The organism is Aneurinibacillus migulanus (genome assembly GCF_001274715.1).
Lineage (GTDB): Bacteria > Bacillota > Bacilli > Aneurinibacillales > Aneurinibacillaceae > Aneurinibacillus > Aneurinibacillus migulanus.
Map to the genome: position 1 here is coordinate 4,236,618 of NZ_LGUG01000004.1, position 21,049 is coordinate 4,257,666.

The following is a 21,049-nucleotide window of genomic DNA, read 5'->3' on the forward strand; positions in this document are numbered from 1 at the left end:
CGATCAGGACATATACGTGTTCATCTGGTGAAGAAGAATAGGTTTCAAGGAGTTCAATCGCCAGGTCATTTTTACTTTTGAACGGGACGTTTCGCTCTTTGCAGTCTTCCTTTCGAAAATAGGAACGAAAATCCCAGGCAACCGAGAGATCATCCGTTACCACATGAGCCGTCACGAGCGAATGAGACCAGACCGATTTTCCTTCTGAATGAGAATAATGAAAATCGAGACCCTCCATTTTCACAGTGGAACGTTCTTTTTTACATTGTGTGTCGTCTAGAATCAGGAACGTAATCGGACGTGTATCTCCCCATTTGGCACGCGTCTGGCGAATGGTTTCCATCAAATAGGAAAGCCGCTGCTTCGTAACGTATTGGGGGTTCCAAGGAGATTCCTGTAAAAAGCGAGTCATACAACTAAGGTCGCGATCATGGTTGGATGATCGTCGAATTTGGCTGATGTTGACTCGGCCCTCGCAAAGAATGATGCCATGAAGAAAAGCAAGCAAATGTCGGTGTTGTGGCTTCGATAAGAGTAAATTCAGCGCAAAAACAAACTTGACGATAGAAGAGTGAAAAGTTACCATAAAAGTGGACATTCTCCTTTTGAGTGGTTTTAGGTGTGGTAGCCCAAACTTCTATAAAAGGTCGGAATGTCCTTTTTTATTGCTCATTTTTCGACAAATTTTTTACAAGAGTCCAGTAATCTTAAAAAAAACTTGTGTCAAAAAAATTTGTAAAACGTAGCTTAATTTATAATAACTTCTCTTAAAATACGTTCCCAAATTTTGTTATCTTCAGTTAAAAAGTGACCTGCATCAGGAATAAGGTGCAACTGACACTCAGGTATTATCCTTGATACTTTTTTAATCTCTTCCACAGGAGCCATTTTGTCCTCTTCTCCATGAAAAAGATAGACTGGTACTTTTATATCTTTTAAATCAAATCCCCAATATTTAGACAATAAGTAAGGTTCGGTTGCTCCTTCATCAACTTGGTTCCTATATGCTTCTCTTAAATGCCTAAATGTTGCTTCTAAGTGTTCATCAGTTTGTAGAAATTGGCGATCCCAATCGGTTAAATGTTTATTTCCATTTTTAAGGCCTTTTTTAAATTTATCTGGGGATTTATCCATTATCTTTACCATGGATTTATATGATAACTTCAAAATCCACGGTGCATTTTTAGAAAGCCAAAACGCTATACGATTTTCTTTTACCATCGCCTTCGGGGGCTTTCCATCTTTGAAAGGAGTAACGCTTGAAACCATTGCAATTGAATTTATTCGTTGCGGAATTTTATATCCACAAGCAGCTGCATATGCTCCTCCTCCAGAAACCCCAATCACTGAAAAATTTTCAATTTGTAAATAATTAGCCAATTCCTCAACATCATCGGTCCAATCTAGTACAGTTCTGTTTGGCTTTAAGTCTGATAAGCCGTATCCAGGTCTATCTATCGAAATTAACCTAATTCCTAGTGAATTTGATACTTCGTCATCATCTAAAAACCATATTCTTGAACCTGGTGTTCCGTGAGAGAGAAATATAGGTATACCGTCTTTCTTCCCATATTGAATATATCCAAGTTTTCTCCCATCATTTAATTGTAAAATTTGGCCGTTTTGTTCCATCCATATCCCCTCAATGTAAATTCGATGTATTTTTCAAAATCTTAATATAAAATTACCAATGTAATTCTAAATAGCTATTCGTTCAATTTGTCTAGTTTTGCAGTAAGAGTATCGTAAAATTTTTGTGGTTCATCTGGTCGAAGATGGACTTCCACTACTTTTTTCTTAAATCTATAAATAAGCTTAACTTCCTTAGGAGTATAAAATTCGACTTCAAAGGTTGGTTTTTCTTTTATAAAATTAGCAAGTACTACATCGAATGTGCATTGTTTTTCATCTTTAGATAGTTTTTCAGGACCTGGATAATAATGGATACTTTTAATGTCCTCAAGAGGGATTGTCAACTGTTTCATTAATTCCAACCTGTAGGTGTAAATGTTGATTTGTGATAATAGAAGGACATAATCGAATCGCTTGTATTTCAACAAAAAGGAACATGATAGTGTACACATTCAATACTAGTGCGATAATGGAGAAAATTACACCTTATTTCGTCCCTCCTAGTTCTTTATAGTAACCTTTACACAATAGCTCCCAGAATCGTTTCTTAAAACAAGCCGCCTTCTTATTGAGAACATGATGGCGTCCGATAGCCATCCATGAAGCTTTGCTTCACCACAGAAAATAAAAAAAACAAATTTCGGTCTCTCATGGTTAGTTCAACAAAAAATTTAGTCCACTAAAACTCTATCATCCTTACTTGTCGGTTGAGAAATCACCAAAAACTCAACTTCATTATTTGACTTGTTAAACATTTGGTGCGGCACCAAAGGCGGAACTTCTACTCCCTCTTGCGGATTTAAAGTAATCTCTTTACCATCTATCTCAATGATTGCTATACCTGATAAGACAAAGAAAAATTGGCGTGCGTGTTGATGATAATGTTTTATTTCCGAAGTACTAGCTGGCATACGTTCATGAATAATACTTAAATCTTGATTTTTCACTAAATGCCACCCATCACAGTCATCTCCCCATATATAATGTTCAGTATTGTGTTTACTTATTTTCATTTCAATATCCCCCATCAAATAAAATCTTGGCTTTCCAAGACATCATAATACTTGAATTATACTGCAATTTTATTACGCTTTCCGACCCATTAATTGATAGCTTAGAGGTTCGATTCACTTTCTAATAATTCCTTCTCTTATTCAAGAACATGACCTATGCAGTTCAAGTCAGTAACTGGTAATCAGTCATCATGACAAATTGTTCGAAAGTATTTCAATGAATATCACAAAAACCTATTGACATTTCAGAAACGCCCCCATAATCGCGAAGGATACCTTTATTTATAGGGTATATCTTCTAGATTAGAGGTGGTTTTCCAATGTCAGCGTTGCAAAAATCAAGGTTCAAAGAATTAAATCACAGCGAATGTGCCGGAGCCCCCATTCTGAAGAGCTTGTGGGAGCGATTTGATTTCTCTCTGTTGCTCACTCAATCCGGCATTATAAAACGCAATGGTACTCCTTCATGGCTCATTTGCTTTCTCTATGTTGTCGGTCTCGTTTCCAATTACTCCTCCGTCGTTCAGATGGCACAGTTAGCCAACAAAGACGCTTTGCTTAAGCCAATGTTCCACCCTTGGAAACTTGCGTAGTACACCTTAAGTCGCTTCTTTACGAAGGGCTTCGCTTGGACAACATTCGGAAAAAAACGTGTCGCGCGCTTGCAGCAAGATCCTTTAACTACTCTTACCGATGGGGACGTCATGAATCTCGATGACACTCACAGTGCACATCCTTTTGCCAAACTGCTTCCGTTTCTGAGCTGGCTCTATGACCACTCCACCAAAGCCTATATCTGGGCAACGAATCTGGTAGTCTTGCAGGCCATTCTGAAAAGCGGATTGGAGTATCCGTTGTTTTACCGGATTTGGCACAAGCCTGAAACGAAAGGAGAAGGTCTGACTAAAATCGATTTAGCCAGGCAGATGCTGCTCATGCTGCGTGAATCCGTTAAGTGCCGGTTGTGGGTAGTCATTGATCGCTGGTACCTGTGCAAGCATTTCTTTTCGTTCCTTGAAGAGAATAATTTTGATTGGGTCACCAAGGCCAAGCGTAACACGGCTTTGTTCCATAAAGTCATCGAGCCTGGCACTCGTCGGGAACGTTACGTGCCGCTGACTCCGGGCATGCTGATCCGTGAAGTCTTTAAGGAACTGACACGTCAAGCAACATCCGGTCTCAGTTCCATTTCAATACCAGGCATCTACATGAAGCGTCCATACATCACGGTGAATCGGAAAAGAAAGCAAGTGACCAAGCAACGCTATGTTCCGGTGGCTGCTGTTGCTGCTATGCGATTGAAGGAAGATGATCTCACGGAATCGGACTCGATTCAAGCTGAACAAGAAGGAGAGCCGGCCACTTACAAAGGCGCCTATTTGTTGATCAGCAATCGCACGATGTTCCGAAAGACGTGGTGCAAACCTATGCCAAGTGCTGGCGCATCGAAGTGTTCTTTCGCGCCGCCAAACAGGAATTGGCTTTTGAGAAATGCCATTCCGAATCTGAAGCGTATCACCACGCCCATTTCAAGCTATTGTTTGCTGCTGAAACCTTGCTCTCTGTGGCGCTCTTTGAACTGAACAAAGAAAAAACGAGTGATGATAAAGGCTACACCCACGGTGAAATGGTTCATGGCCTCTTCCACACTCGTTGTCAGGTTCGCGCGAAAAACTACAAGGGCATTCAGCGAATCTCTATTGATTGTGACACACAAGTGCAGCAATTTGTAAGACTCTTTGAACTTTTTTGGCCGGAGCATTATTTGATGCTTCTTTAGGTTACACCCAAACCGGAATTTTACTAAGGATTACCTCGAAGTGCATAGATCATGTAGTATTGTTTTCCTTACAAGCTATACTCATTCCGTGAGGCTAGGTAAATTACTTATTGTTAGAGAAATCAACTTTCTTTTCCATTAATTATCTTAGCGTGCGAAATTCGTGTGTTTTGCTCTGGACACCAATATATACATTACGAACCTCATTGATATCCAATGATGTTTTACATTTATAAGAAATAATCCTGCGGACTAGAGCAGCAACCCTGTCACTACCCCATATTAAAAGTAAAAAGCCTGTCAAGATTTTCTCGACAGGCTGGCCTGGTGTTTTAGTTACCTTCAACGCAGATTAATTTAATAATGATTTGAAATCTTGAAAGCATTCAAATAAACCTCTTATCATCTTATGTGTCGGACAGGATTTCCACCCGGAAAAATCGAACGGTATCGGGGGTGCTCGGAAAGAATCGAAGAAATCAGATTCTTCACAGCGGGGTGTTGTGATGTAAGAATCTGATTTTTATCATAGCACATTTGGACCAGTTCCCCTTTCTCCATCACAGCCAAAGCGTCGGAAATAAAGTAGGCCGCTTTAATGTCATGAGTGATAAAAAGATAAGAAAGGCCAAACACCGACTTTAATTCACTCAATAGGCTCAAAATAAGTGTCTGATTCACCATGTCCAAGCTGCTTACCGACTCATCCAATATAATTAGCTTCGGATTTAATGCGATCGCTCTGGCAATATTGATTCTTTGCAGCTGTCCACCGCTAAATTGTCGGGGATATTTTCTCATATCCTCTGAGTTTAGCCCGACTATGTCCAGCAAATGCGCAATCCTTCTTTTTTGCTCGGAGGCGGACAGTCTCTCGTAGTTTTCCAAGGGTTCCCCGATGATCTGTTCCGCCGTCATGCGTGGATTTACCGACGAATAGCAATCTTGAAATACCACTTGAAGATCCCTTCGAAGCCGCTTGCGGGCAAGTGGATCCATGTTGTAGAGATCCTGTCCCTGGAATAGAACCCTGCCCTTCTGGGGTTTCAGCAATCCAAGAATCACTTTGCCCAACGTGCTTTTTCCAGCTCCGCTGGTTCCGAGAAGCCCCATGCACATCCCTTGTTCTATGGAAAGAGAAACATTGGAGAGAACCGTTATTTGCCGGTCTGGGCGCCAAAACAAATGGGATGAGCTATAGGTATGGGTAACTTCCTTTACTTGCAGTAAGCTCATGTCCTCACTCCCTTTTTTCGGATATTATACAAACTCCTGGATCTGTTGGTTAATTTGGAAAGTGGGCCTAGCATTCAAGAGTTTTTTCGTATATTCATGCTGAGGATGATCAAACAGTTGATAGACATTCGCTTTTTCTACGATGCGTCCTTTGTGCATCACAGCCACTTTGTCTGCGAGTTCGGCAATCACGCCTAAATCATGAGAAATCAATAAAATGGATGTCCCGCATTCGGACCGGAGCCGATCCAACTGCCTCAGCACTTGCAATTGGTTAGTCACATCCAACGCCGTCGTCGGCTCATCTGCAATGACTACGGATGGGCGCAGGCACATGGATATCGCAATCATCACTCGCTGGAGCATCCCCCCGCTCAGCTGAAAAGGGTACCGCCGCATCAGCTCGGATGGTTGGGGCAGATTCACAGCATCCATAGAGGATAGCGCGAGCTCGCTCGCTTGTTTTTTCGTGAGATCAGAATGGGTACGGATCGTTTCGATAAATTGATCACCGATCGTATACACAGGCGTGAAGGCATTCATGGGATTTTGCATGATGAAGCCGATCTCTTTCCCTCGGATACTCCGCATGTCCTCCACTCCCAAGCCATTTAGCTCTCGGCTATGCAATCGGATACTTCCTTCCACGCAGGTTGTTTTCCGATCTAAAAGCTGTAGCAAGGACATACAGGTGATGGTTTTTCCGCTGCCGCTTTCTCCCACGAGACCAAGCACTTCACCGGGTTTCATCTCAAAATGAATATCCTGAACCAGGGAAAGCATTCCCTGTTCCGACTTTACCTTGACGTTCAGGCCGCTCACCTGCAAGACATGACGCTGTTTCTCTATCAATAGTCTCATTCCTTTTCAATAACGTCGTTTTATGTCAAACCGATCCGACAAAGCTTCACCCAAAACATTAAACGTCATGACCACGAGCAAAATCATCATACCTGGATACAGCATTAATTCCGGATGGCTTCGGATATAAGATTTCCCTTCGTGAATCATCGCTCCCCACTCCGGTGTTGGCGGCTGAATGCCAAGCCCCAGAAACGACAGGGCAGAAATGTCCATGATCGCCCATCCCATTTCCAGTGTCCCCATCACCACAATCGGAGGAAGCACATTGGGGATCATATGCCGCCTGATAATTTTCCATGGTGAAGACCCGCATATCCGGGCTGCCGTAATGAAATTCTGCTCTTTCAAACTGACGACCATACTGCGAAACATTCGGGCATAATACACCCACTGCACCATCATTAACGCCAAAACCACTTGCCATAGTCCAGGTCCGAATAATCCCACTAACCCGAGCACGAGCACGAGATTCGGAAAAGCCATGACCCCCTCGCAGAACCGCATCAATACAATATCAATCCAGCCTCCTCTGTAACCGGCAATGGTTCCGACCAACAATCCGATCCCTAAAGAGGAGATGAAAATTAAGGAGGCGAAACCTAACGAAATACGGGCTCCATACAGAATGCGTGACAGATTGCAACGTCCCAACTGGTCGGTACCCAAAGGGTATTCCCACGAAGGTGGGCACAGCTTGAGCGCCAAATTCACTTGAATGGGATCATGAGGGGAAATCCACGGAGCCAGAATAGTAATAAAGGAAAAAATCAATAAAATGACCGAGCATACGACCACGGTCTTCTGACTTTTGAGGGCGATACGTACACTCGCAATCAATGTTCGGTCCTTCCTTTCCATGAAATACGCGGATCCATATACAATTGCACGAGATCCACGATGAGATTACACACAATGAACAGACAAGCAGCTAGAAACACATAGCATTGGACAACCGGAATATCCCGATTAAATATCGCCTCGACGAAATAGCGGCCGAACCCAGGCCAAGAAAATACTTGCTCCACGATAATGGTTCCGGTGAGTAATTTGCCCAAATTCATACCCAGGCCTGTAATGACCGGTGAAACGGCAATTTTCAGCACATGCTTCACCATAATGGCTTTTTCTTTGATTCCTCTCGTTCTCGCGTACAAGACATAAGACTCCTGCAATTGTTCCAACACACTCGCACGCAGCAAACGGGTATAGATCGCGATCAGTCCCAATGACAACGTCACGGTCGGAAGCACGAGATGCTGCCACGATCCTCTTCCCTCAACCGGAAACAAATCAAGTTTGACGGAGAAGAAAAAAATCAATAAGTATCCTAGCCAGAACTGAGGAATAGAAGCGCCGAAAAAAGAGAGCAGCCTGCTGAATGTATCAATCAGGCTGTTTTTATAAATCGCTGATAAAAAACCTAGCGGGATACTAACGAGGATGGCCAGTAAAATACTGCTGACAGCCAGCTGTATCGTTGCCGGCATTCTGGCCGTAACCTCTTCCCAGACCGGTTCATTGGTAAGATAAGATTTGCCGAAATCAAGTCGGCAAATCTCCACGACCGTTTGAAAATATTGTACAATCAACGGCTGATCTAAGCCAAATTCATGTCTTTTCTCAGCCAGGATCTCCTCAGTCGGATGAATATGGGCTGCAGTCAAATACGCTTCAGCCGGGTCCACCGGGGAAATACGGATAAGCAGAAACATGATAAAAATGGCAAAGAGAACAATGGGTATGATAGCGAGAATCCGCTTCGCGATATAGCTAACCATGGATGGCCTCCCTACCCATTACTTGTTGGTATCAATCCCGTAGAATGGATGTTCATCCCGATTCGCTGGGAAGATAAAGTCTTTCACAGTTTTTTGGTAAACCACGGTTTTCTTGATGTAAGAAACCGGCACGATAACCGACTGCTCCTGCAACGTCTTCAGAATGGAGCCGTAAAGCTCTTGGCGCTTTGTCTCATCAGTAGAGGCTAGAGCATCGTTTACTTGCTGATCCAACTCTTGTTTCATCGGCAAGCGAGAATGTGCTTCTGAAACGCCCCATCCTTTTTCAGCCACAACATTGATAAAAGAGTGCGGATCATATGGCGCTCCGTAGTTGTACCAGAAATCCAGATCAAACTCACCAGCTTTCCGCCGTTTAATTTGAACCGTCAATTCAACACCCGTAATGTTCAGCTTGACACCGATCGTTGTCCATTCGGCTTGAATGGTTTCCGCCATCGCTTTTTGAATAGGATCCGTCTTATCGTAGATCAATTCCAATTCGAGTGGTTGACCGTTCTTCTCCCGTACTGTTTTTCCAGGAGGTAGCTTCCACCCCGCCTCTTCTAGGTAAGCAGTTGCTTTGTCCACATTGTATTCGATTGGTTCGGCTTCAATATTGGTATATGGGAAGTTTTTAGATAAGATGTTATCCGCCTTCTCTTCCAATCCATGTGTGATACCTTCCACCATAGCCTGTTTATTAAATCCGTGTTGTAGGGCTAAACGCACTTTCAAGTCAGCCAGTTTTTCATTTGATGTATTTAGAAGTAAACTTCTCGTTCCGACAGGCTGAGACAGCCCCGTTACGTATTTACCGGATTCTTTCAATTGATTGAAAGAATCCATACTGATAACGCCTTCTCCATAAATCAAATCCAGCTCACCTTTTTCAAAAGCCATAACGCGCGTCTCAGCGTCCGGAATGATCTTTATGGTTACTTTCTCAATCTTTGGGCTCTCTCTCCAGTAATTCGGGTTACGGGTAAATACAGCATATTCGTCCTTCTTGTAATCGGTCAGCATCCATGGTCCGGTTCCGACCGGTTTTTTTACCCCCTTAGAAGTGTCTCCATCGTCCGGGAAACCGGCTTCACCTAGGAATCGAACAGGACGGACCAGCGACAAATCTTGCAAGGTGGGGTAATAAGGTTTCTTCAACGTCATTTTGAAGGTCAGATCATTCACTGCTTCGGTCTTATCCAGTACATTGATCACACCAAGCCAGCTATGTAATTTTGGGTTTTTCATCACAGCATCAAAATTCTTTTTTACAATAGCGGCGTTAAAAGGCGTCCCATCCGAAAATTTGACATTTTGACGGAGCTTGAAGGTGTACTCTTTGCCGTCCTTCGATATCGACCACGATTCGGCAAGGTGGGGAGCCAGCTTGCCCCCTTCCTTGTAACTGATCAATGGTTCATAAATCATTGATTGCGCTATCAATTGCGAAGGATTGTAAGCATGTGGATTCATTGTCCCAATATCCCTCGGCCAAGATAGAGTGATGGACTTTTCTGCTTTCTCTGTTCCTTCTTTAGGTGTCGTTGCGGATTCCTTCTCCGTACATCCTAAAAGAGCGCTAGACATGAGTAGACTCATGACCAAAAATAAAATAGTCTTCCTTTTGAATTTAAACATGCTGAAATAATTCCTTCCACTCAAAATTAATAATGATTATCATTGATAATAAAAGAGGGGTCTCACTTCTGTCAATATAAATTGTGATCTACGTCAGACCAGTCGATCAGGAAAATAAGCCAATTCAGTTCGAAGACTCTAGTCAAACAAAAAACCATGGGTGCACCCCATGGTTTTTTCAGAGTGTGAAGAAACCCTATTTATGAAAATAGAGATTTTCCACGACGCTAAACTTCTGAGCGAGTACGTTATCGTAAACCGGTAGGTTGTGCCTGGAGTTGGTCGTTGCCTTGTACTTCTTGACAGTACAGGATTTCAAGCCAAGCTCTTTCATGATACAGGCCACCGTTTTCTCTGACACCTGAACGCCCTGCTGCCGTAGGATTTGAGTAACCTTTGGACTTCCATAGAGACGGCGTGACGCTAAGAAGACACGACGAATTTGCACCTCTAGCCTGTTTCGGCGCTTGCTTGGCTCGCTTTCCTTGCATGTAGCCCATGCATAGTATCCGCTTCTGGAAATGTTGAGGACAGCGCACATCTTCGTGACACGGAGGTTGAAGCGGTGTTTATGAATGAAAGCATAGGCTAACGCCGGTCTTTTGCGAAGTAGTGCATGACCTTTTTTAGAATCTCATTCTCTTCCTCCAGATCCCGGATTTTCTTTTGAAAATCTCGAAGGGATTTCTCTTCTGGTTTCAGGTTTCCGCTACTTGGAAAGGCTTGATCTCCATCTTTTTTGACCTCTGTTACCCAGCGATACAGGGTATTCTCATGCAGCCCAAGCTCATGTGCAGCTTGCGCCACTGTCTTCCCCTCTTCTAGATTCTGCGTGTCCAGAATTCAGTCTATCAACACACCACACACCCATTTTCAAATGTACGAGGTTCCTCCAAATAGAGCGGGCAACCCAAAATATGGGGTCGGTGGCAAACTTCCGTACAGAATAAGAAGGTTCACTTGTTGGAGTCTGAGGCTCCGTAATCTTTGATAGTTACTTCTATATTGTATGTAATTGGAACCTTACTAANATTTTCAATCCCGAAACCAGCAACATCGGCTTCGTACTCCTCTTGCATTTTTTCTACTACATTCTTCACTAGTCGTTTGATTTCTTTTTCGGTGTTTTTTTCCGCTCTTTTTAGAAATTTATTTTCAAAAGCGTTCCCTGAAGTTATCCATTTTTCGGATAGGCGTCCCTCTGATTCGATTTTCACATTAAAAGAGATATTCTTTCCATTAACATGAGGAGTAATCCTGCTTTTCATTGATTCTACCTCGTATATGAGTAGCTGACCAGTCTGTTTATCAAAGCTTTTCACCACACCGCCTTTCCCCTTTCCAATTATCCACGTTAAGCCTTCTACTTCTGTTTCATTAAAAAAACCACCCAGCTTTTTTGTCTTTCCTTTGATTACAGCCGCTCCCGCAAACTTCACCTCTCCATTTGCTGCAACTACGTTTTGCAAAAGAAAACTAGATCCTGATTGCATCTTTCCCTCTAATTTAGCAAGCGACATTGGAGATAGAATTCTTGTTGTTCTATATTGATTATCTACAATCCCAAACAAACGAAAGGATGGAATTTCTCCTGTTTCCTTTAATTCTAGCGTCTTGCTTGCTCGCCCCTTACTAATCAACACTAAGCAGCTTGGCCTAATCTGATTATCCCGAAGATATTGATCGAGTAATTGTTCCAAACTATATGTGCGTACAAGTTCCTCCCCCATAACAATCACTTTTAAGTGTTGGCCAAATAAGGGACGCTCCCTTTTTAATGATAATTCACGAGTCATTTGATGGATAGAATCTCCTGTTTCATAAATATTCATGTACGGTTTTGATTGCGAAGGACTCTCCGAGCCCGTTGCTTGTGGTACAACAATTTGATAGATTGATGTAATTAGGTCTCTTTTAGGATGTCCCCCTCCTTCTTCCTTTACCTCTTTCTTACTAGCTGATTCCTTGCCTTTATCTAATGCCATACCTACAGCTAAGCTTAATTCTTCAATTTCATGGCTGCTCCAGCATCCTGTAAGAGACAGAACTAAAAAAACCAACAGCAAAATGAAGAAAAACCGTATCTTGTTAAAGCTTTGTCTCATGCTTTCCTACCTTCCATCTCCAGATAATCAGAAGCAGTATTGGCAGTAAACCAAACAAAAACAACGCACCATTACCAATCATATCTCCAAGTTTAAAAAGGTCATTGATATTTCTTGGAATCAGGGCGATGATGTAAATCACGGGAAGCAAGCTATACATAAATGGACGAATGCTCTTTTTCAAAAGTTGGGCCAGCCCCAAAGCAGCAGCATAGTGGGCGAGGGTGAAGGTAGCAAATATTTGCATAATCCATATTACAAGCAACAAAGACTCAAACCGTTCAAATATCAAACCGATCATTTCAAAACTTCGCATGAGATCAACCGTCGGCCATGTTCTTGTTACCACTCCATCAATGGATAACGCCCCGATAACCATCACAACAGTTATGACATAAAAGACCAAAGGAATGGTTATACCAACAAGAACAACTTTTACTGCCTTGTTTGGTTCCTTCATAAATATTAAAAGAATCAACATGATTTCAAGCCCTGTATAGGAGAGAGATGTTGTCTTTAACCCTGCTAGGACAGGTGTCATTCCTAACCCTAATACCGGGCGTAGATTATCTATGTCAAATATTTTGAAACTCATGAAGGCAACCAGTAAAAAAATGATGATCGTAATAGGAAATATGATTTCAAACAAGCGAGCGAGCGGGTTCATGCCTCCAATAATCAGATAAAGACCCACCCACATGAATGGCATGATGATAGCCCAGATGGGGGTGCCTTCCAACAAAAAAAACTGTATAACCTCTGCCATTGAACGAATTTGAAATGCAGAAGTTGTTAAGAAATAACATACGATAAGTAGACTGAATAACCCACCAGCCCATTTCCCTACAATCTCTTGACTGTATTGATAAAACGTTTTTTTGGGAAACTGCTGACTTAATTTCACAATGATTACTCCTGCTATCATCGCCATCAGCCCGCCTAAAATAACGGTTATCCATATATCTGGTGTTTTCACTTTCTCCACGGATGTTCTAGGCAGGGTGAGAATCCCTGTTCCAAGTATAAAATTAGTAACAACAACAACTGCTTGTGGAGTGGTAATTTGATCTTTTGGACTGGCCATCATCCCTGACCCCTCTCCCTTTCGTAGTAAGCTACCCTTTACGCCTTGGATCTTTCGTATGCATCATCTTCGGCCGACGTTTCATCATCAAGAGCGGCATACGAACCATAAAATCTTTCCAGTCACTTATTTGATAAGGAACAGCCGGGCTTGAATAAGGGATACCAAAACTCTTCAGCTTCACTAAATGGCTGCATAGGAAGAGGAAAAACAAAATAAGTCCATACAATCCAAATATAGCAGCACAAAGCATAGCCACAAAGCGAAGAACACGCAACGGAATCCCTGCATTATACTGTGGGAGGGCAAAAGAGGAAATAGCGGTTACTGCCACTACGATTACCATGATAGGACTGACAATTCCTGCTCGTACAGCGGCTTCACCAATAATCAACCCACCAACAATCCCCATCGCCGGACCAATCGGCTTAGGTAAGCGGAGTCCGGCCTCCCGCAAAATTTCAATGGATACTTCCATAATGAGTGCTTCGATAAGCGAAGGAAATGGCACTCCTTCCCTTGTGCTTGTAATAGAAATGGCTAATTTAGTCGGAATTAATCCTGGATGAAAGGAAATAAAGGAAATATACAAGGCAGGTGCCAGTAACGAAACAAGGGCTGCAAAAAAACGTAATAGACGGATAAGCGTGCTAGGAATCCAACGTTCATAATAATCTTCCGGCGATTGCAACAGCATACTGAATGTAACCGGAACGATTAAAGCAAATGGCGTTCCATCCAACAGGATGGCTACCCGCCCCTCCATTAATGCACCAATAACGCGATCAGGTCGCTCCGTGCTTTGCACTTGCGGAAAAAGACTGAGGTAATTATCTTCGATGAGTTGCTCTACATAGCCTGATTCCAGTACATTATCAATGTCAATTTTCTTAATTCTTTTCTTTACCTCTTTCACTAATCCTGGATCAGCTATATCTTTAATGTAAGCAATAATAAGCTCCTTTTTTGCACGCTCTCCTACCTGGAATTTTGTTAATGATAAGTTCTCGTTCTGACCATGACGTCGCAAAAGGGCAGTATTATCGCTTAGCACTTCAGTAAAACCTATCCGCGGACCTCTGACCAACGCTTCTGATACAGGCTCTTCAATGTTTCGTGTTTTTCCTTTCGTTATACCAAGAATCAAAACACCTACGGAACCATCAATTAAAAGCGCAGTCGAACCTGTCAATACTTCTAAAGCCAAATCTTTTGTGTTATGTACTTCTTTTACTTTGCTAATGGATAGGATATGATTTTTAACAAACTCTTTTAAGGTGCTATCTTTGATAAAAATTTGCCTTTTTTCATACTCCTNGATAAAAATTTTCCTTTTTTTATACTCCTGTGGAAAATCTGACATCAGCGATTTTATGATATGCTGATCGATGAGATCGATATCTGATAATCCATCAACAAAAATGAGCGCCGCTCGAATGCTCATCCTTCCTATGTTAAACTCTCGAAAATGAACATCCGAGTTATGGCCGATTTCTTGTCTTACAAGTTCCAAATCGAAAGTGAAATCGCCTGTAAAAGGAGCTGGAGACTCTTGTTTTTTATCACTTTGCTCGGTATATTTTTGTATTTGCCCGCTCTTTGATTTCCACCATCTCATTTTCATCACTCTTCCTCTGATGTACGAACCCATTCAAAAAATCTTGAGATAACATAGGGAACGAAAAATACAATAAAGGCTTGAACAAATACTTTCCAACCTGGAAGATAAGAGACAATTGACCGCCACATTTTGATCATCCTATGAGTAGAATCATTCGATACTCCATTTTAAAAACCGCGAAGTACTTAATCACTATTCATTCATTACTTCATGATCGTGTTCTCCAAAGCACCTCATTTCCTTACTTATCCTTAAAATTACAGGAAATCAAACGCGATATATTTCTCTAATCATGATTTCTCATACACCATTATTGCCTTATATGCGACATGTTAATCTAATGTATTTTTTATAATCACTTCCCAGGTGGTGTTAGGCTATATCTGTACAATATAAAATCCACTAAATCATATTAACGCTTAGCTTATACTGATAAAATTAAACACATATCTATGTAGAGGTATCAAAAGCATTAGATGGCCCTATATGCTAATGCTGCTCTATTTCCGTTACCGCCTTGTCTGTTTCATTGCTTCACCTACACGTTTCTAGGTTGAATGAGTTATCATCTACTCTTTCTTTCTGAACTTTTCGTCCTTTTTATCTTTCCGTGGATACACTATCTTACCATCTAATATGTATACCCGCTGAGCTATTCGCCTTCCTAATGTGATGGTTTATACTCCATCCTTCAATTTGTGATCGCTCTTTAGCCCCCTAGAGAAATTGGACACGATGAGTGTGTTTTGATTACACTTAGGGTAACAGGGGAGGAAGAAATTCGTGAAAAGAAAAAAGTACTCGATCGATTTTAAAAAACAAGTAGTGAAAGAAGCGAAAGAGACCGGTAATCTGGCAGCTGTTGCTCGTCGTCATGAGTTATCGACTACTATGGTGAATCGCTGGAAACGAGAGGTAGAAAGCGGAAAGCATGGAGAGATTGACCTTGCCATCGTACCCTCTTTCGATGGGGAAACTCTTTTGCAGGAAAACGATCAGCTCAAACGGTTACTTGGCGAGCAGGCATTAGAAATCGCTATTTTACATGATTTGATAAAAAAGAAAAACCCTCACTTGCTGAAAAACTTGAAATAGCCGAACGCTATATCCAGCAAGGCTATCCGAAACGATTGGTCTTGCGTTTTGCTCGTATTCCACGCTCAACCTACTACTATCATAAGAAACAGGAAGGGCAACAAGTGGAATCAGTAAAAAGTGAGGGACGTGCCATACCAGGCTATTCTCTAAAGCAGGACGGCACGAAAGTGTCCGATGAACAGGTGAAAGAATGGTTGCTGGAAGGAATCGAAGGTGAGGTCTATGCGTATGGATATCGTAAGCTTACCCTCTTTTTACGGCGTACACACGGACTTTGTATTGACAAGAAAAAAGTGTACCGATTGTGCAAAGAGATGGCTATTCTACGTTCACAGCGCCAAAAACAGACTTTCTATCGGAAAAAGCTTGCCCGAAACTGTATCATTACTGGTTCGAATCAACTGTTTGAAACAGATATCAAATACGGATATATTGCTGGAGAAGACCGTTTTTTCTTCATACAGTCTGTGCTGGATGTCTATGATCGTTCGGTCATTGCCTACCCCTGTGAAGCCAAGGATGCGAGTCGTACGGTACAGCAGGCGCTGTTTAAACGACAATTATTTGAATTAGATGCACGTCCCGTTCTTCGTTCGGATAATGGACCGCAATTTACCGCTCATCATTTTACGCAAGCATGTGAAGCACTCGGGATCGTTCATGAACGTATTTCGCCACGAACACCGAATATGAACGCTCATATTGAAGCTTTTCATCGCATTCTGGAAGATGAATGCCTGGCAAGGTATGAGTTTTTGTCTTATACGGAGGCCTATCAAGTGGTATCAGAATGTATCCGTTTTTACAACGAGCGACGAATCCATTCCAGTATTTGTGATTTAGCGACACAGGAGTTTTATGTGGTTCTAACAGAACGTAAGTTCGCGATTAAGGAAGTGCGAGTATAAGTGAGTAATTTTACAAAACAGGCTGAATAAGGTTGTCTGTGTCCAAACAATGGGGGTTAATCCGCCGTTGCAATGAAGCGGTTTTGGACACTGCTTTCTTTTACAGCCATGTTCTGCAGTGTAACAGGACACGGTGATATCTTAACAGGACTACGAAGTTGGCAAAACAAAAAAACAGAGNGGAGAACCTTCTTTCTATATGGTAAATTTTGCATCGAACTTTGGGCAAGTCTAGTATATAAAACATGTATTCCTCAAATTCAATTTGCACGTTCAATTGTTCGTATTGGGCAAGTTCTGCAAAGCATTAAACTGTAAAATAGAAGATATAATCGAATACAGAAAAGATGAAAATTAATAGATATTAAGATATACAAGCTGAATACAAGAAAAAGAAAAGGTTGCAATGAAGACATTTTGTGAACTGCTCAGAGAAGTTGATAAAGAAAACGTCATCAAATTCATTGTTTCATATAACAATGATGCAAAAAATAATTATGATGAGTTTTCCTCTATGTTCGATGAATTGCTTACTTTGCAACCCGTTGAAAATAAAAACTCAACAACTATTAAGGCTAAATTTATAGAGCAAGATGAACTAGTGACGGTGCATATTAAAATTTGATAACGAAGGGTTTTGTTGCAAGGTTTTTAAAAGTACGCTAAACTTTTTCAAAACAAAGCTAGGAGAATCACAAATGGGATATTTTAAAGGAAAACAATTTAAAAAGGATATTATTTTGGTAGCCGTTGGCTACTATTGTCGTTTTTCTTTAAGCTATCGTGAAGTATCTGAAATCTTAAAAGAGCGTGGTGTTTCGGTTCATCCAACAACCATCATGCGCTGGGTTCATGAATATGGAAATCTTATCTATCAAATTTGGAAGAAGAAAAATAAAAACGTTCAATTATCTTGGAAACTAGATGAAACCTATATAAAAGTCAGAGGGAAATGGTGTTATTTATATCGTGCAATCGATAAAGACGGGCACACATTGAATATTCAACTTCGTAAAAAACGGGATCATCAGGCTGCCTATGCCTTTATGAAAAGATTGGTCAAAACGTTTGGAGAACCTACGGTTCTCACTACAGACAAAGCACCAGCATTACTTTGTGCATTTAACAAATTAAGAGAACAAGGCTTTTATCTAAAAACAACTCATTGTACAATCAAGTATTTGAACAACCCCATTGAACAGGACCCTAGGCATGTGAAGCGATGTTTTTCTAAATCTGCAGGATTTCAAAATCTTCGCCACGCTTCCCGTACCTTAAAAGGAATCGAAACCATTCATGCTATATATAAACAAAACCGCAGTTTACGACCAAACTGCGGTTTTTCAACGTATAATGAATTGCAAAAGTTACTTACAATTGCATGAAATTTAATCGCACCCAACCCACATTTTATCTGTTAAGAAACTTTGCAACAGAACCAAAACTGATCTCACCACTTGTAGTACTGTGGCTGAAGAATCCCATGAGTACGACAAACCTTAGGGATGTTGCCCCCTGGTGCCATCCCCTCTAAAGCAATGTTGATCTTTTCCTCTGTAGACCATTTCCGTCTTGCCATATCGACAACCCCTTTCGTTGTTTTTATTATAACTTATGGGTTGTCTGGTCTTTCATGGGGTCAGTATAGTTGATATAAAATAAATACTCTGTTACAGCTTAGAATAACATTTCTCCTTTTATTTCAAACCAAATATTCTCCAATAGTCCTATAAATAAGACTGCAAAAATAAAGGCAGTTATAGAAAGCAAAATTTTATTTCGCAATCGAACAGTTTTGAAATGTCTATATATCTTAAATATAAGGAAGAAAATTAGTACATGTATAGGTAAAGTTATAGACATTACTATAAAATCAATGTAAGAAAAGGGTTTGCTAATGTATTCATCAGAATAGACATTTGAAACTAAAACGATGATAAATAATAGGAATTGGTAAATAAAGAATTTAAATTGGTTCATAATTAACTCCCTCTATGAATTAAAGTTTTTCTTATGAATACTCATGTATTCTTACAATATCTTGATTTTTATAAACGAAGCTTCAGTTAGACATTTGAAACTTTTTAAAATATTGGAAGTAGGGGATGTAGGCCATCAAAGACCTACGGCCTTTTTTGAAAAATATAGTTGCACATTGGATCTCCACAGGACTCATGGTGGTATACCCTCCCATGTCTCTCAGGATCATATGTCCCTACTTTCCTTCGTTCAACCTGTCCATGAGGTGGAGGCCAGAGATGCTCCTTTTCAGGGTCAATGCCCGCATGGAAAAAATAATTCCGGCTTCTCCGTGCTTCGTTTTTATCAAGATATAAGATAAGAATCAACACAATAAAAAATAGACAATAGAATCATTTACGCAGCGAGATGTTGTACTTGATTACATAAAGATGTATCTTTCATCATCTTTTCCATGTCATAAACGACTTGTTTACGTGCCAGCACAAATATAATCCGAAGCAGACGGCAACACAGGGCAACTAATGACTGTTGCTTGCAAAGTGGATTCTGTTGTCGGGTCGTATAATATATGTGTAGCGCCTTAAAAGCTGAGTTTTTAGCGACCAACGGTCGAATCACTTTATACAAAAGCGCACGCAGCTTTGGCCTCCCTCGCTTGGAAATCCGGATTTTTCCTTGATGTTTGCCTGAACGATTTTCTTTCAGGTTCAGGCCAGCCAGCTTTTGAATCTGACGAGGATGCTGATACCGAGATAAGTCTCCCACCTCTGCGAAAAAGCCCGCTAATGTGGCGATTCTCATGCCAGGAATGGTGAAAATGTATTCAACACCGGGAATGTTTGTAAGCACGTCTTCAATTTCCTTCATCACTTGTTCAAATTGTTGCTGCTTTAACTCATACGTTGCAAGCAATGTTTGTAGTTCAAGTCAAGCCATGTTTATCCCTTCACATAATCCTACTGAATGCTTCGCCTGTTCTACTAACTCCATGGCACGCTTCGGGCGTAACCCTCTTTTGATCTTTTTCTGCCATGTAGTCAGAATCTGGGTCGCACCTGCCTCGATAATGTCTTGAGGCAGTGGAAAGTGATTCAATGTCTCAAGAGCCGCCTTGCCTTCCCAACTTGTGAATACCTGTAAGAACTCAGGAAAATAACGATCCAGCCAGTTATGCACTTTCGCCTGGATGCGCTGAATCCTGCAAGAGATGTGGTCTCGTATTTTTACAGCCTCCCGTAACTCAGCATAGTCACCGATCGGAGATAAGGTACAGAGTACCGTCCATCTTTGACGAGTTGCGCAATCACGACACATCGAATATTACAGGAGGTACTTTTTGTTTTCAAACAGCATTTGTTCTTTCTAAACAGGAATGCTCCTTATATCTTTTAGAGATTTCACTAGATGTCCCATCTTCAATCATGGATACTCTTGTTGTGGTAGGAGTGAGTTCTGATTTTCTAAGGTCACGCGGCTCTTTAGTCACACCAGGCGACAAGACAATATTATTGTTAGTGTTCTTCTTGACTGAAACATTAATTGTAAATGGATCGTTAACACCTTCTAACGTAAGTTTCATAGTTAAATTGAATTGATCGGGGAAGGCTGGATCACCGAGTCCTAAATTGGACAAGTCAGAAAACCTAAGTATAGCGGAATCCTTATCCGTACCAGGGCCCCAACCAATACTAATTTGACGCGCAAATGATTCAGGTAAATGATTAATAGGCTTCCCGTTCATAAACAGATGGACACGTTGGATTGTACCTTTTGTGCCTTCAGGTTCCGAGATAACCTCACCGTTTGTATTCACATAACTTCCATTAAGATAGCTTGTTAAGCCCAATGCTTTTCGGTGAATCACTATAGAGACACGCGTCCCGTCATACATCACCTGGGGTACACTTATCGTAATACCATCCTGTGTATCGCTCTGATTTGCTTCTGTTATTAAATCTTTGTCATGAGTAGTTCGCAGGCCGAGATCTTCCGCCAGCTTGAAGACGTTACTCACCAACGGAATATTTTCTAACGATTCGGCCATTGCTGGTGAAACAAAGCCAATTCCGATAATACCGGCTACTAGTGCCGCTGCTGTAGATACAATCACCAACGTTTTTTTCATATGTTTATTTTTGCTGCTTCTTCTATTTTTCTCTTCGAGTCGATTCATAATTTTATCGCTGAAGCTATCTACCGGCATCTCCATGTTTTGAATGATGTGCCGAATGTGCATCAAATCCTGAGAGTCAGTTTGATTTGGCAATTTCTCCACTTGTCATCCCCCCTTTGCGCATTTTTTTCTG

General features: G+C 41.3%; 25 protein-coding genes and 2 pseudogenes. 8 read left to right on the forward strand and 19 right to left on the reverse strand.

Translation table 11 applies throughout. The features are described from left to right. The 4 genes from AF333_RS22105 to AF333_RS22120 form a co-directional block, all read right to left on the reverse strand. On the reverse strand, nucleotides 1–586 hold a 586-nt coding region (locus AF333_RS22105), incomplete at its 3' end, for a transposase (protein ID WP_161808230.1). Nucleotides 587–747: 161 nt separating this feature from the next. Then, complete coding sequence (locus tag AF333_RS22110; protein WP_043065672.1) at nucleotides 748–1,632, reverse strand: alpha/beta fold hydrolase; 885 nt, start codon at nucleotides 1,630–1,632, stop codon at nucleotides 748–750. A gap of 74 nt (nucleotides 1,633–1,706) precedes the next feature. Then, entirely contained in the window at nucleotides 1,707–1,985 is a 279-nt protein-coding gene (locus tag AF333_RS22115) for a hypothetical protein (RefSeq protein ID WP_052812011.1), read from the reverse strand. 318 nt (nucleotides 1,986–2,303) lie between these two features. Then, nucleotides 2,304–2,645: a cupin domain-containing protein gene (locus AF333_RS22120; RefSeq protein ID WP_043065671.1), complete on the reverse strand. Its 342-nt coding sequence runs from the start codon at nucleotides 2,643–2,645 to the stop codon at nucleotides 2,304–2,306. A 320-nt stretch (nucleotides 2,646–2,965) separates the two neighbouring features. Between AF333_RS22120 and AF333_RS22125 the strand changes: the two genes are divergently transcribed. From AF333_RS22125 to AF333_RS36140, 3 genes are all read left to right on the forward strand, one after another. After that, nucleotides 2,966–3,238 carry a hypothetical protein gene (locus tag AF333_RS22125; protein WP_043065670.1) on the forward strand — a complete coding sequence of 91 codons (273 nt, stop codon included), beginning with the start codon at nucleotides 2,966–2,968 and terminating at the stop codon, nucleotides 3,236–3,238. A 111-nt stretch (nucleotides 3,239–3,349) separates the two neighbouring features. Next, on the forward strand, nucleotides 3,350–4,228 hold the full coding sequence (locus AF333_RS22130; protein ID WP_080787706.1) for a hypothetical protein: 879 nt from the start codon (nucleotides 3,350–3,352) through the stop codon (nucleotides 4,226–4,228). Continuing rightward, the gene (locus AF333_RS36140) at nucleotides 4,183–4,425 is read left to right on the forward strand and encodes a hypothetical protein (protein WP_235496843.1); all 243 of its coding nucleotides are present in this window, start codon (nucleotides 4,183–4,185) and stop codon (nucleotides 4,423–4,425) included. Before AF333_RS22130 ends, AF333_RS36140 begins: the two co-directional genes overlap by 46 nt. Nucleotides 4,426–4,827: 402 nt before the next feature. Here AF333_RS36140 and nikE read toward each other — a convergent pair whose 3' ends face one another. From nikE to AF333_RS36145, 11 genes and pseudogenes are all read right to left on the reverse strand, one after another. Further along, on the reverse strand, nucleotides 4,828–5,661 hold the full coding sequence (gene nikE, locus AF333_RS22135; protein WP_043065669.1) for a nickel import ATP-binding protein NikE: 834 nt from the start codon (nucleotides 5,659–5,661) through the stop codon (nucleotides 4,828–4,830). 24 nt (nucleotides 5,662–5,685) lie between these two features. Further along, nucleotides 5,686–6,444 (reverse strand): nickel import ATP-binding protein NikD, encoded by a 759-nt coding sequence (gene nikD / locus AF333_RS22140; RefSeq protein ID WP_235356634.1) that lies wholly within the window; start codon nucleotides 6,442–6,444, stop codon nucleotides 5,686–5,688. Between the two features lie 84 nt (nucleotides 6,445–6,528). Then, the gene (nikC, locus tag AF333_RS22145) at nucleotides 6,529–7,362 is read right to left on the reverse strand and encodes a nickel ABC transporter permease subunit NikC (protein ID WP_043065667.1); all 834 of its coding nucleotides are present in this window, start codon (nucleotides 7,360–7,362) and stop codon (nucleotides 6,529–6,531) included. Further along, nucleotides 7,359–8,303, reverse strand: coding sequence for a nickel ABC transporter permease subunit NikB (gene nikB, locus AF333_RS22150; RefSeq protein ID WP_043065666.1), 945 nt, complete (start codon nucleotides 8,301–8,303; stop codon nucleotides 7,359–7,361). The genes nikC and nikB overlap by 4 nt, the downstream gene beginning before the upstream one ends. 18 nt (nucleotides 8,304–8,321) lie before the next feature. Further along, nucleotides 8,322–9,944: a nickel ABC transporter substrate-binding protein gene (gene nikA / locus AF333_RS22155; protein WP_043065665.1), complete on the reverse strand. Its 1,623-nt coding sequence runs from the start codon at nucleotides 9,942–9,944 to the stop codon at nucleotides 8,322–8,324. 196 nt (nucleotides 9,945–10,140) lie between these two features. Next, nucleotides 10,141–10,485, reverse strand: coding sequence for an IS3 family transposase (locus AF333_RS22160; protein WP_080787705.1), 345 nt, complete (start codon nucleotides 10,483–10,485; stop codon nucleotides 10,141–10,143). A 47-nt stretch (nucleotides 10,486–10,532) separates the two neighbouring features. Continuing rightward, a complete protein-coding gene (locus AF333_RS22165; RefSeq protein ID WP_043065663.1) occupies nucleotides 10,533–10,787 on the reverse strand; it encodes a transposase in 255 nt (84 codons plus the stop codon). Nucleotides 10,788–10,975: 188 nt separating this feature from the next. Further along, nucleotides 10,976–12,049: pseudogene (locus tag AF333_RS22170) on the reverse strand (Ger(x)C family spore germination protein); the annotation flags it as partial. Next, nucleotides 12,033–13,136 carry a spore germination protein gene (locus tag AF333_RS22175; RefSeq protein WP_043065661.1) on the reverse strand — a complete coding sequence of 368 codons (1,104 nt, stop codon included), beginning with the start codon at nucleotides 13,134–13,136 and terminating at the stop codon, nucleotides 12,033–12,035. The pseudogene AF333_RS22170 and the gene AF333_RS22175, both read right to left, overlap by 17 nt. Nucleotides 13,137–13,164: 28 nt before the next feature. Next, nucleotides 13,165–14,450 (reverse strand): spore germination protein (locus AF333_RS22180; protein WP_235496845.1); only part of this gene is annotated, 1,286 nt, incomplete at its 5' end. Between the two features lies 1 nt (nucleotide 14,451). After that, a pseudogene (locus AF333_RS36145) lies at nucleotides 14,452–14,751 on the reverse strand (spore germination protein); the annotation flags it as partial. 786 nt (nucleotides 14,752–15,537) lie between these two features. Here AF333_RS36145 and AF333_RS22185 point away from each other — a divergent pair. The 5 genes from AF333_RS22185 to AF333_RS22205 all read left to right on the forward strand — a co-directional run bounded on the left by AF333_RS22185 (nucleotide 15,538) and on the right by AF333_RS22205 (nucleotide 18,145). Then, nucleotides 15,538–15,849, forward strand: coding sequence for a transposase (locus AF333_RS22185; protein WP_043065896.1), 312 nt, complete (start codon nucleotides 15,538–15,540; stop codon nucleotides 15,847–15,849). 41 nt (nucleotides 15,850–15,890) lie between these two features. Further along, entirely contained in the window at nucleotides 15,891–16,760 is an 870-nt protein-coding gene (locus AF333_RS22190) for a DDE-type integrase/transposase/recombinase (protein WP_235356642.1), read from the forward strand. A gap of 277 nt (nucleotides 16,761–17,037) precedes the next feature. Then, nucleotides 17,038–17,118, forward strand: a complete 81-nt coding sequence (locus tag AF333_RS37685; protein ID WP_407638690.1) for a helix-turn-helix domain-containing protein — start codon at nucleotides 17,038–17,040, stop codon at nucleotides 17,116–17,118. 48 nt (nucleotides 17,119–17,166) lie between these two features. Continuing rightward, entirely contained in the window at nucleotides 17,167–17,385 is a 219-nt protein-coding gene (locus AF333_RS22200) for a hypothetical protein (RefSeq protein ID WP_043065893.1), read from the forward strand. A gap of 73 nt (nucleotides 17,386–17,458) precedes the next feature. After that, a complete protein-coding gene (locus tag AF333_RS22205; protein ID WP_053432761.1) occupies nucleotides 17,459–18,145 on the forward strand; it encodes an IS6 family transposase in 687 nt (228 codons plus the stop codon). 65 nt (nucleotides 18,146–18,210) lie between these two features. Here the strand turns inward: AF333_RS22205 and AF333_RS32295 are convergent, their stop codons facing one another. From AF333_RS32295 to AF333_RS22225, 4 genes are all read right to left on the reverse strand, one after another. After that, entirely contained in the window at nucleotides 18,211–18,339 is a 129-nt protein-coding gene (locus AF333_RS32295; protein ID WP_043065900.1) for a transposase, read from the reverse strand. Between the two features lie 797 nt (nucleotides 18,340–19,136). After that, a complete protein-coding gene (locus tag AF333_RS22215) occupies nucleotides 19,137–19,655 on the reverse strand; it encodes a transposase (RefSeq protein WP_053432762.1) in 519 nt (172 codons plus the stop codon). A gap of 15 nt (nucleotides 19,656–19,670) precedes the next feature. Further along, on the reverse strand, nucleotides 19,671–20,057 hold the full coding sequence (locus tag AF333_RS33120; protein WP_139189322.1) for a hypothetical protein: 387 nt from the start codon (nucleotides 20,055–20,057) through the stop codon (nucleotides 19,671–19,673). Nucleotides 20,058–20,085: 28 nt separating this feature from the next. After that, nucleotides 20,086–21,018 carry a DUF4179 domain-containing protein gene (locus AF333_RS22225; RefSeq protein WP_043065890.1) on the reverse strand — a complete coding sequence of 311 codons (933 nt, stop codon included), beginning with the start codon at nucleotides 21,016–21,018 and terminating at the stop codon, nucleotides 20,086–20,088. Nucleotides 21,019–21,049: the final 31 nt, after the last annotated feature.